General features: G+C 39.9%; 12 protein-coding genes. 11 read left to right on the forward strand and 1 reads right to left on the reverse strand.

Annotated elements, in window-relative coordinates:
• Positions 1 to 8 precede the first annotated feature (8 nt).
• Both ACTTKV_RS06990 and ACTTKV_RS06995 read left to right on the forward strand, forming a co-directional pair.
• Positions 9 to 446, forward strand: a complete 438-nt coding sequence (locus ACTTKV_RS06990; protein WP_442549878.1) for a pyridoxal-5'-phosphate-dependent protein — start codon at positions 9 to 11, stop codon at positions 444 to 446.
• Positions 447 to 466: 20 nt separating this feature from the next.
• Positions 467 to 1909 carry a potassium/proton antiporter gene (locus tag ACTTKV_RS06995; RefSeq protein ID WP_442549879.1) on the forward strand — a complete coding sequence of 481 codons (1443 nt, stop codon included), beginning with the start codon at positions 467 to 469 and terminating at the stop codon, positions 1907 to 1909.
• A gap of 181 nt (positions 1910 to 2090) precedes the next feature.
• On the opposite strand, the gene ACTTKV_RS07000 is transcribed toward ACTTKV_RS06995, so the two are convergent.
• Entirely contained in the window at positions 2091 to 3362 is a 1272-nt protein-coding gene (locus ACTTKV_RS07000) for an O-acetylhomoserine aminocarboxypropyltransferase/cysteine synthase family protein (protein WP_103649361.1), read from the reverse strand.
• Between the two features lie 105 nt (positions 3363 to 3467).
• Here ACTTKV_RS07000 and ACTTKV_RS07005 point away from each other — a divergent pair, with 105 nt between their 5' ends.
• Genes ACTTKV_RS07005 through hemC form a run of 9 tightly spaced genes read left to right on the forward strand, consistent with a single transcriptional unit; the run spans position 3468 to position 10391 of the window.
• The gene (locus ACTTKV_RS07005; RefSeq protein WP_103649360.1) at positions 3468 to 3800 is read left to right on the forward strand and encodes a hypothetical protein; all 333 of its coding nucleotides are present in this window, start codon (positions 3468 to 3470) and stop codon (positions 3798 to 3800) included.
• Positions 3797 to 4420 carry an HAD family hydrolase gene (locus tag ACTTKV_RS07010; protein ID WP_103649359.1) on the forward strand — a complete coding sequence of 208 codons (624 nt, stop codon included), beginning with the start codon at positions 3797 to 3799 and terminating at the stop codon, positions 4418 to 4420. Before ACTTKV_RS07005 ends, ACTTKV_RS07010 begins: the two co-directional genes overlap by 4 nt.
• 48 nt (positions 4421 to 4468) lie before the next feature.
• The gene (locus tag ACTTKV_RS07015) at positions 4469 to 4723 is read left to right on the forward strand and encodes a DUF2018 family protein (RefSeq protein ID WP_107686466.1); all 255 of its coding nucleotides are present in this window, start codon (positions 4469 to 4471) and stop codon (positions 4721 to 4723) included.
• On the forward strand, positions 4716 to 5147 hold the full coding sequence (locus tag ACTTKV_RS07020) for a hypothetical protein (RefSeq protein ID WP_442549880.1): 432 nt from the start codon (positions 4716 to 4718) through the stop codon (positions 5145 to 5147). The genes ACTTKV_RS07015 and ACTTKV_RS07020 overlap by 8 nt, the downstream gene beginning before the upstream one ends.
• Before the next feature lie 11 nt (positions 5148 to 5158).
• On the forward strand, positions 5159 to 6052 hold the full coding sequence (locus ACTTKV_RS07025) for a polyprenyl synthetase family protein (protein WP_442549881.1): 894 nt from the start codon (positions 5159 to 5161) through the stop codon (positions 6050 to 6052).
• Positions 6052 to 7335, forward strand: a complete 1284-nt coding sequence (gene hemA, locus ACTTKV_RS07030) for a glutamyl-tRNA reductase (RefSeq protein ID WP_442549882.1) — start codon at positions 6052 to 6054, stop codon at positions 7333 to 7335. Before ACTTKV_RS07025 ends, hemA begins: the two co-directional genes overlap by 1 nt.
• A complete protein-coding gene (locus tag ACTTKV_RS07035; RefSeq protein WP_442549883.1) occupies positions 7325 to 9025 on the forward strand; it encodes a proline--tRNA ligase in 1701 nt (566 codons plus the stop codon). The genes hemA and ACTTKV_RS07035 overlap by 11 nt, the downstream gene beginning before the upstream one ends.
• On the forward strand, positions 9022 to 9453 hold the full coding sequence (locus ACTTKV_RS07040; protein WP_442549884.1) for an FxsA family protein: 432 nt from the start codon (positions 9022 to 9024) through the stop codon (positions 9451 to 9453). The genes ACTTKV_RS07035 and ACTTKV_RS07040 overlap by 4 nt, the downstream gene beginning before the upstream one ends.
• A gap of 8 nt (positions 9454 to 9461) precedes the next feature.
• Positions 9462 to 10391, forward strand: a complete 930-nt coding sequence (gene hemC, locus ACTTKV_RS07045) for a hydroxymethylbilane synthase (RefSeq protein WP_442549885.1) — start codon at positions 9462 to 9464, stop codon at positions 10389 to 10391.
• Positions 10392 to 10434: the final 43 nt, after the last annotated feature.

Raw genomic sequence — 10434 nt, forward strand, 5'->3', positions numbered from 1 at the left:
GGTTAAAAATGGCAGCAAAAATTTTCTCACCAGTTGATATTTTATCAATAATAGATCTTGAGATAGCTTTGATCAAACGCTATAAAAATGTGAAAGATTATGCAAAAAATTTATCTTTGATATATTTTTCTCTACCAGATAGCAAAGAGTATGATGAAATTTTTGAAAAATTTTTAAGACAAACCGACGTTGTTATAAGAGAAAATGAGCATTATATAGTTGTGCTCCATGGGACAAATGAAAAAGGTGCTATTGAGCTATTGTCTGGCATTCAAGAGTTTTTAAATGCTGAGCCAATTGACCTAGTCGTTGCCTACCCAAGAGATGGCAAAGACGCCAAAGAGCTTACTACTAAGCTTCAAGATGAGATAAAAGATAACTATGGCGTCTTGCTTGAAATGCTTTCAAATCAAGAAAAATTTGAAGCTTTTGAAAGCATGATTTAATATAAAATTGTGGAGTTGGATTGGAGAATTTACTACTATTTTTTGCGGTTTTGCTTATAACCAGTATTCTTCTTAGCAAGATCTCTGATAAATTCGGAATTCCATCTTTAATAATATTTTTAGGTGTTGGTATGTTGGCAGGCTCAGACGGCTTGCTGGGTGTAAATTTTGATGACCAAGTAATCGCTCAAAATGTTGGCATGCTAGCACTCATATTTATACTTTATGCTGGTGGGCTAGATACTGATTTTGCAGCGATAAAGCCGATTTTTGGTAGAGGTTTGGCTCTTGCTACACTTGGCGTTTTTTTAACTGCACTAGCTATTGCTCCAGTAGCAAAATATCTGCTTGATTTTACTTGGGCAGAGGCGTTTTTGCTAGGTTCTATCATCTCTTCGACAGATGCAGCAGCTGTGTTTGCCATACTAAGAGCTAAGAAAATTTCACTTAAAAATAGGATTGCACCGCTTCTTGAGCTAGAATCTGGCTCAAACGATCCAATGGCGATATTTTTAACCATGACTATCATTCAAATGATCTCGCTAAATAGCACACCGACAGCATCTGAGTGGGCTATTACGCTTGTTAAGCAGTTTGGTATAGGTATTGCCATGGGCTATTTATTTGGCGTAACTTTGCCAGCTATCTTTAATAGACTTCGCCTAAAAAGCTGGGGCCTTTATCCAGTTTTTTCTATCGCTTGGATATTGCTTTTATACACACTTTGCTTTAAGGTTGGTGGCAACGGCTACCTGGCTGTTTACATAGCTGGAATTTTTATAAACAAAAAAGAGTTTTCTCATAAGAAAAATTTAGTCGGTTTTCACGATGGTATCGCTTGGACGATGCAAATAGTTGTCTTTTTAACACTTGGTCTTTTAGTAAATCCTTCGCAGCTTCCAGCAACAGCACTAATGGCGCTTGTTTTGGCCTTGTGGCTTATGTTTTTTGCAAGACCACTTGGTATTTTTGCGTCGCTTGCATTTTCAAAATTTAAGATAAATGAGCAAATTTTTATCTCTTGGGTTGGACTAAGAGGTGTTGTACCAGTGGTGCTAGCTACCTATGTTTATGTAGATGGCGTGCGTGATGCGGATATGATTTTTAACATTATATTTTTTATGGTTTTGATTTCGATTTTGATACAGGGTATGTCACTTGGCTTTGCGGCTGATAAATTTAAAGTCAAAGAGAGCGAGCAAGAGGATGTTAAACCGGTAGAAAACTCCCCGATCTTAAGCTACACACTTCGTCAACATACCATCCACTATGGCTCAAAACTAATTGGCAAAGATTTGGCTCAGCTTGAGCTTCCAAGCGAATTTTTAATAATCCTAATAAAACGCAAAAATGAGTATCAAAAGCCAACTGGCTCAACAATCTTTGAAGAAAATGACCTGTTGCTGATACAATGCGAAAATCAAGTGCTGTATCAAGATACGGTTAAGTATTTGACATATTAAATTTATACTATTTCATTAATGAAATTTTTTAAAACACATGTGGTAAAAAGCGCAACCGTATATACCTTCATAATGGGCGGCAGATTTTTAATTTGAATTTGTCTTGCAGCCAAGTTCAGACAAGGTATTTAAAGTTAGAGTAAAATTTAAATTTCTAGCCCAAAATGAGCTAGAAATTTCTTTATTCCAAAGCTTGAGCTAGATCAGCGATCAGATCCTCAGCGTTTTCAAGGCCTATGCTCACTCTTATTAGCTCTTTTGTGATGCCAGCTTTGATGAGCTCTTCGCCACTTAGCTGTTGGTGAGTCGTTGAGGCTGGATGCGTGATGAGCGACTTTGTATCGCCGATATTTACCACGATCTTAAAGAGTTTTACGCGCTCAAGCATCTTTTTTGCGCGTTCAAAGCTATCAGTTTCAAAGCAAAATAGTCCGCTAGCCATGCCGTCTTTAAAGTATTTTTGAGCCTTTGCGTGATCTACGTTGTCAGCTAGCCCTGGATATGCGACGCTTTTTATATGTTTGTGAGAGTTTAGAAATTTAGCCACTTTTAGGGCATTTTGCGAGTGTCTTTCTATCCTAACAGCAAGCGTTTCGAGGCCTTGTATGAGTTGCCAAGAGTTAAACGGAGAGATCACAGCGCCGATGTCACGCACAATAGCAAGTCTCATTCTTAGCGTGTAGATGTCAAAACTATCTGTCATATTGGCATATACGATGTCGTGATAGCTTGCGTCTGGCGTGTTAAAATGCTCATATCTCTTGTTGCCTTTTAGCTTTTCGTTTAGGTGATTTGCGCTTACGACCACGCCAGCTAGGCTAAGGCCCTGACCGCTCATATATTTGCTAGCACTATGCACGCAAACGTCGACACCGTGGCGAAGCGGCTGAAAGATGATAGGCGTTGGCACGGTGTTGTCGGTTATGCTGATGATGCCATATTTGTTTGCGATTTCTACGATTTTCTCGATATTTGGGATAGAAATTTGTGGATTTGAGAGCGTTTCAAAAAATATAGCCCTAGTTTTATCATCTATAAAATCCTCCAGATCATCAGCTGTGTCGCTGTCAAAGACTCTAGCCTCTATACCAAATCTCTTTAGCGTGTGTGTAAAAAGCACCGTCGTGCCGCCATAAATTTTCTTAGCGATTATAATGTTATCGCCTGCTTGGGCTAAATTTATGATACTGTAAAACAACGCTGCCTGGCCGCTCGCAGTCGCTATCGCAGCGGCTCCACCCTCAAGTGCAGCGACTCTTTTTTCAAAGACGTCTGTCGTTGGGTTGGCAAGCCTGGTGTAGATGTGGCCGCCATCTTTTAGCTCAAACCTAGCAGCTGCGACCTCGGCACTTCCAAAGTCATAAGCCGTGCTTTGAAAAATAGGCACAGCCATCGTGCCAAAGCCTTCGTTTGTGTCGTAGCCTACGTGGATCGCAGCGGTTTCTTGCTTCATTTTTGCTCCTTGTTTGGTAATTTTTACGTAAATTATACATTAGTAAAGCCAAAATTTAGGGGATAAAATCAAATTTTGATATAATTTGCCAAAAAAAGGAGAAATTTGAACCAAGTCACGGACAAATTTAAACGCGTAAAATATCTTCGTGCGCTAGAAAAATTTGCAAAATCAGCGATAAATGGCTTAAAAAGAGATGACTTTGACGAGAGTGAATTTCGTCAAAGAGTCGAAAAAAACGCAAAGATTATGGAAAAAGTAGAGGCTGTTTATCTTGATCAACCATACTCAAAGGCGCTGGAGGATTTTATAAATTTACTTATCAAAAACGCCCCAAAAGAGGAGCTTTTAAAGGCGGCAAATCTGCTTGATAAGCTAAAAAATCAAAAGACATATAAAAAAGAAAAGTATAAAAATAAATTTAAGGATGAGGATTGAAAGTAGTTATTTTTGATATGGACGGTACGGTGATCGATAGCGGCGAGGCGATATATAAAACGGTAAATGAAGTAAGAGACGAGCTAAGCTTAGCGCCACTCGATAAAGATTTTATAATAAAAGCGATCAACGAGCCAGGTAGAAATTTGGCCCTTGAGTTTTACGGCATCGATACGCCAAGCAAGAGTTTAAAAGAGGGCTTTGAAGAGAAATTTAAGAAATTTTACGATGAGTGTGCGACTACTTATGATGGTGTAAAAGAGCTTTTGAAAAAGTGTAGAGAGGCTCACTATAAGGTCGTTTTGGCAAGCAATGCACCGCACGATACACTAGAGAAAATTTTAAAGAAAAATGAAATTTATGAGCTATTTGACGAGGTCATCGGCGCCAGCAAAGAGATACCACAAAAGCCAGATCCTGCGATGCTTCATTTGGCTGTTAAAAAGACGGGAGCCAGCAAGGCGATCTTTGTTGGAGATAGCCTAAAAGACGAGCTTGCAGCCAAAAACGCAAATATGCCTTATGTGCAAGTTTGCTGGGGATTTGGCGAGGAGAGCAAGACAGCGACCTATAACGCTAAAAACGTTGGTGAGGCTTGGGAGATAATATTAAATTTTTAACTTAGTTTTAATTGGCTATAATCTTAAGAAATTTTCAAAGAAACAGCGATGATAGATATATTTGAGGGCAGTGCGAGGGATAAATTTTATGACATTTTATTTAACGCAAACGCCTTATTGGTAAAAAATGAAATAGATAAAATTTTTGAGAAATTTGTGGCTCTTAGCGAGCTTTGCGAGAGGCATGGCATTAGCGAAGATGAGGTTGCAAATTTTGTGGCTAGCGAACAAGATAAAATTTATAATGGTTTAAATGACTTGTATATTGGGCTTAGTGGAGAAATTTTAAGTCAAAATGAGTAGAATTTTTGCACTTGTAGCCCTGCTTGTGGCTCTTATTTTTGCTAAGGAGCCAAATTTTGACCCAAGTGCAATTCACACATTTGAGCTTAAAAAAGATGAGTGGGCGAGGGTTTTTATAACTGAAAAACGAACTCAAAGGGTCGAGACATTTGACTTTCGTTGGACGCTGTTTGATAGCACAAATATCACTGTGCAAAGCTTTTTTAGGCGCTATCCAAGGCAGATGGTTTTTTCGCTAAGACAAGGACAAAACACCTATATGCAGCGAGTTTTGCCTGATTTTACGATACCACCAAACGAGAGTGTAAGCCTTTACATATCATTTATTGATTTTAGGGACAAAAAGGCGCATTTTAGGGTGGCTCTGCTAGATGAGAGTAAGCGCGTAGACGTGGGTTTTAGAGATCCTGACGAAGCTAAATAAAAAGGAAAAGTATGGATAAAATCGATGAAATAATGAATAAATTTATAAGCGAGCTTGGCTATAAAGATGCCTGTGAGATGTTTGTAAAAATAAGCTCAGGCAAGAAGCTGCGCTCAAAACTTCTTTTAAAGATCGCAGGCGAGAGTGAAATTTCACTTAAACTCTGCGCTATCATCGAGCTTATTCACCTTGCAAGTTTACTGCACGACGACGTCATAGATGAGGCAAATATAAGACGAGGCAAGCCAAGTATAAATGCACTTTATGGCAGCAAAAACTCAGTCATGCTAGGCGACATCCTCTACTCAAAGGCGTTTTTTGAGCTTACTAAATTTGATCCAAGCATCGCAGCTGTCGTTTCAGATGCAGTTAGCAAGCTAAGCATCGGTGAGATGATGGATGTAAAAATGGCTGAAAATTTTAATGAAGATGAGCAAGAATATTTAAAGATGATTTATTATAAAACAGCTGTTTTGATAGAAGCCACGGCTATTTGTGGGGCAAAGCTAGCTGGCAAAGATAGTGAGAAATTTGGAATTTATGGCAAAAATTTAGGCCTTGCGTTTCAGATCGTTGATGATATATTAGACATAACTCAAGATGAAAAAACACTCGGAAAACCAGCACTTAATGACTTTGTAGAGGGCAAAACGACGCTTCCATACATATATCTTTATAAGAGTTTGGACGAGGCTGGCAAGGCAAAGCTTAGATCGCTTTGGATGAAGAAGCTTGATGAGAGCGAAATTTCGTGGTTAAAAGAAAATTTTGCCAAAACTAGCTCAGTTAGCAAAGCCATAAACGAGGCCAAAAAGCTTGGAAACGAGGCGATAGAAGCGATAAAAGAGTATAAAAACGCCGAGCTTGAAGGGATCATAAAAAGCATGATAGATAGGGAATTTTGATGCACTATTTAGATATAAGTTTTACGTATAAAAATACTGATATTTCGGTTAGAGAAAAGCTTGCATTTGATAGTGATGATAAAAAAGAGCAAATTTTAAAACTGCTAAGGTCAAACAAAAACATAGAAGAGTGCATGGTGCTAAACACCTGCAACCGCGTTGAAATAATAGCAAGTGTAAGCGATCTAAAAAGTGCAACGACCCATGCTTTTAGATGCATGTCGATATTTTCAGGTGTTTTTGAAGACGAACTTTATGAAAGAGCAGACATTTATGAAGATAGTGGAGCCGTGCATCACCTCTTTGCTGTGGCAAGCTCACTTGATAGTCTAGTTGTTGGCGAAACACAGATCGTAGGACAGCTAAAAAATGCCTTTAAATTTGCCCATGATAGCTCAGCTTGTGGCGAGCAGATCAGTAAGATCATTCACTACGCTTGCAAATGTGCTGCTAAAGTCAGAAACGAAACCCAAATCTCTAAAAATCCAATATCCGTTTCAAGCGTTGCCGTGGCAAAAGCAAAAGAAATTTTTGGCACACTTGAGGGCAAAACGGCTATCGTCGTTGGTGCAGGTGAGATGGGTGAGCTAGCAGCAAAGCACCTCATATCAAGCGGTGCAAATGTCATCATCGTAAATAGAAGCTCTGAGCGTGTTGAGCAGCTTGTTGATAGTCTTGGCGACAACGCCAGTTGTGATAGCATTTTGAAGCTAAAAGAGTATGTAAACAGTTACGATCTCATCTTTTCAAGCACTGCGGCCCCACAAGCCATCATCACAGGTGAGATAATCGAACCAAGAGAATTTCACAGGTACTTTTTTGATATCGCTGTACCAAGAGATATAGACCTTTTAAATACTGAGCTCATTAGTGTTTACACGGTTGATAGTCTAGAGGAGATCGTGCGTAAAAATTTAGCTCTAAGGGAAGAGCAGGCACAAAAAGCCTACTCGATCGTTGGGCAAGGTACGAACGAGTTTTTAAGGATATTAAAAGATGATCTAAGTGTGCCTCTTATCAAATCAATCCGCAAGAAAGCTGAAATTTGCGCTAAAAACGAGCTAGAAAAAGCGATCAAAAAGGGCTATCTAAAACATAGTGATTATGAAGAGGCACAAAAACTAATTCACCAAGTTTTTAAAGCATTTTTGCACCAGCCAACGATGAAATTAAAAGAGCTTGCAGATAAAGAAGGAGCAAGAGAGCTTTCAAGTGGAGTTAGATATCTATTTGACATAAAAGAAGAGCAAATTTTTCAAGCAGGAGATATAGATGAAATTTAGTAAATTTTACGCCCCAACAACCAAGGAGGCACCAAAAGATGCCTCTTTGCCAAGCCATCAGTTTTTGATTAGGGGTGGATTTGTCGAGCAATTTGGCTCCGGACTTTACAACTATCTGCCGCTTGGAAAGATCATGCACGATAAAATTTCACGTGTAGTAAAAGAGGAGATGGACGAGGCTGGAGCGCTAGAGGTGAGCTTTAGCGTGGTCACTTCAAGCGAGCTTTGGAAACAAAGTGGCCGCTACAACGTCTTTGGTAAGGAGCTTTTGCGCTTTAAAGATAGAAAAGAAAATGACTTTGTACTAAGCCCAACAAACGAAGAGGCAGCCGTTGCTTTGGTGCGTGGTAAGGTTACTAGCTATAAGCAGCTGCCATTAAATTTATATCAGATAAATACTAAATTTCGTGACGAAGCAAGACCACGCTTTGGCTTGCTAAGAGGCCGCGAATTTACGATGAAAGATGGTTATAGCTTTCACTCTAGCAAAGATGATCTAAAGCGTGAGTTTGGTCTTATGGAGGCAACTTACAGCAAAATTTTTACCCGCCTAGGGCTAAATTTTAGAGCCGTTGAGGCTGATAGCGGAGCCATTGGCGGTAGTGGCAGTAAAGAATTTATGGTGCTTGCAAACAACGGCGAGGACGATATACTTTGCTGCGAGGCTTGCAGATACGCTGCAAACGTCGAGGCTGCAAGACGCGAGCCAAGAGTTAGTGAGGCTGAGGCTCCAGAGGCGGACGCAGCTAAATTTCTAACGCCAAATGCAAAAACGATAAAAGATGTGGCGGAATTTTTTAAAGTTAGTGAGTTTTACTGCATAAAAGCTGTTATAAAAAAGGCGATCTATGAGCACAAGGAAGAGGTTGTGGTCTTTTTTGTAAGAGGTGATGACGAGCTTCAAGATACAAAGGCGCAAAACGCTTGCAAGGCGCTTGAACTTGTCGATGCTAGCGAGGCTGACGTAGCGAAAGCTGGACTATCTGCTGGATTTTGCGGACCAGTTGGGCTAAAAGATGTGAAATTTTTCATAGATAATGAGCTAAAGGGTGCACACAACATGATATGCGGTGCCAACGAAAAGGACTATCACTTTGTTGGCGTTAGTGTTAGTGGATTTAATGAAGAGAGATTTAAAGACCTTGTTAAGGTAAAAGAGGGCGATAAATGCCCAGTTTGTGGCGGAAATTTAAAACTTAGCAAGGGTATCGAGGTAGGTCATATTTTTCAGCTGGGCGATAAATATTCAGCTGCGATGAACGCGACATATCTTGATGAAAATGGCAAAGCAAAGCCATTTTTGATGGGCTGCTATGGCATCGGTATCAGCAGGCTGATCGCTGTGATGATAGAGGCTAGCCACGACAAGAAGGGCTGCATCTGGAAAAAAGAGTGCGCACCGTTTGACGTCGAGATCATCATCTCAAATTTAAAAGATGAAGAGGGCGTGAAATTTGCATTTGAGCTTTATGAGAGCCTTAAAAAAGCTGGCGTTAGCGTCATCATCGATGATAGAAACGAGAGATTTGGCGTTAAGATGAATGATTTTGAACTTATCGGCTTCCCTTATGCACTGCTTGTGGGTAAAGAATTTGCAAATGGCAAGGTCGAGTTTATAACAAGAGCTGGGCTAAGCAAAGAGACGATCGATGCAAACGACGCCTTTAGAAAGATAAAAGAAAGCTTATGAGATTTTTTACATTTTTGTTTTTTTTGATAGAAGCGGTATTTATCTATCTTTTTGTAGATAAATTTGGCTTTTTGAACTACTTTCTTGAGGTGCTGGTCTCTGGATTTGTGGGCATCGCACTTCTTTTTAATGCTGGATTTTCTAGTTTAAATTCGCCTCAAGTGGCGTTTAAGAGCTTTCTTGGTGGAAATTTATTTAGTCAGTTAGGACTTAGCTTTGGCGGAATGCTGCTATTTTTACCAGGAATTTTGACAGATGTTTTTGGTGTCGCCGTGGTCGTTTTTTCTTTGATATTTAAGAAAAATGTGGCAAAAAATGAGAGTTATCAGGAGTTTAAATTTCAAAACTTTAGCGAGCAGGGCAGTAAAAAAGATGATGGCGAGATCATCGACGTTGAGGTCATCGAAGAGCCAAAAAGAGTAAATTAGGAGTGATGATGAAAGAGATAAAAATAGCAACTAGAAAGAGTATCTTAGCACTTTGGCAAAGCGAGCATATCAAAGCTAGAATAGAATCAAAACATAATGATATAAAAGTTGAGCTTATTGGCATGAAGACAAAGGGCGACGTGATCCTTGACACGCCACTTGCAAAGATCGGCGGTAAGGGGCTTTTTACAAAAGAGCTTGAAGATAGCATGCTAAAAGGCGAGACTGATATCGCGGTGCATAGCCTAAAAGACGTGCCGGTAGTCTTTCCAAAAGGGCTTAAACTTGCAGCGATTTGCTCACGCGAGGATACAAGAGATGCGATGATAAGTGAGAAATTTGCTAAATTTAGCGACTTGCCACATGGCGCAAAGGTTGGCACAACGAGCCTGCGCCGTAAGATGCAGCTACTTATCATGAGGCCTGATCTTGAGATCATTTCACTTCGTGGAAATGTGCAAACTAGACTTAGAAAGCTAAAAGAGGGTGAATTTGACGCGATTATTTTGGCGATGGCTGGCATAAATCGCTTAAATATCAGGGCTGAAGTGGTGCATATCTACACATTTGGCTTTGATGAGATGATACCTGCGATGGGGCAGGGTGCTCTTGGGATAGAGGCTAGAGACGAGAAGAAAATTTTAGAGCAGATTGATTTTCTAAACGATGAAAATGCAGTCATAGAAACGACCATAGAGCGTGACTTCGTAAGCGTTTTAGAGGGTGGTTGCCAAGTGCCAATAGGCATAAGTGCAAGGCTACAAGGCGATGAAATTTCCATCGATGCGATCGTTGGTTTGCCTGATGGAAGTGAGTTTATAAAAGATAGCTTAGAGACTAGCAAAGATAAATTTCAAAGTGTCGGCAAGGAGCTAGCACATAAATTTATAGAAAAAGGGGCGAGAGAGCTTTTAAAACGCGCCGAGGAGATGGCGTAGAGGCGTGTTTGAGCTAAATTTTAAAGCAAAAGCCGTAACCGCT

Source organism: Campylobacter sp. (assembly GCF_052169515.1).
GTDB lineage: Bacteria > Campylobacterota > Campylobacteria > Campylobacterales > Campylobacteraceae > Campylobacter_A.